At 58.0% G+C, this 666-nt stretch carries 1 protein-coding gene; it reads left to right on the forward strand.

Features of this window, described 5'->3' with window-relative positions; genetic code table 11:
- Positions 1–480: 480 nt before the first annotated feature.
- Positions 481–666: hypothetical protein (locus V2S86_RS25325; protein WP_330764614.1), on the forward strand; the 186-nt coding region annotated here is incomplete at its 3' end.

Genomic DNA, 666 nt, shown 5'->3' on the forward strand with positions numbered 1-666 from the left:
AGATGGCCGAGGTCGGTACGTCGCCATGGTCTATCTCCGCTAACCACAACCAACAGCCGCCCCGAAGGGCGGCTTTTTTTTTGGCCGCGGTAGCGGCCCCCCCGCCCCTCGGAGAGCAGGATCGTCGAGCCCCCCGGGGCGAGTAAGTTGGCGTGTTTGCTGTACCGACGCTTGCGGCGGTATAGCAAACACCTATCCTGCCCTCTCTCGCCATCTCTCGAAGGAGCGGAGTGACCCCATATTGCGCAAATGTCGCGCGAATGTGGCACGTAGCACGTAGAAAAGGCGCGAATGTGACGCGGTGTGGCACTAGTATTGCGCGGATGTCGCACGGATGTGGCACGGAAATGCCAAACCGGGCCAGCTCATGCCAAACCGGGCCAGCTTGTGCCAGATCAGGACTGCATAACAGGCTAAAAGTGTTGCACTCTGTCGCAGAGTGTGGCACTATAGAGGCATAGTCAGCACACGGAGAACGACATGCCAGCAGCAAACCCGCGAATCGCAGTCACGCTTGACCCGGAAACGATCCAGGTCATTGAAGAAATTGCCGCCGAGGGCAACACCTCGGTTTCCAAAGTCGCCGCGAAATACTTGCGTGGAAGCATGAAAGTTTTGCGCTGGTGGCGCGCAATGGACGAACAGCAACAGTGGGATTTGATGATT

The sequence above is a fragment of the Serratia sp. C2(1) genome (genome assembly GCF_036352655.1).
Lineage (GTDB): Bacteria > Pseudomonadota > Gammaproteobacteria > Enterobacterales > Enterobacteriaceae > Serratia > Serratia inhibens.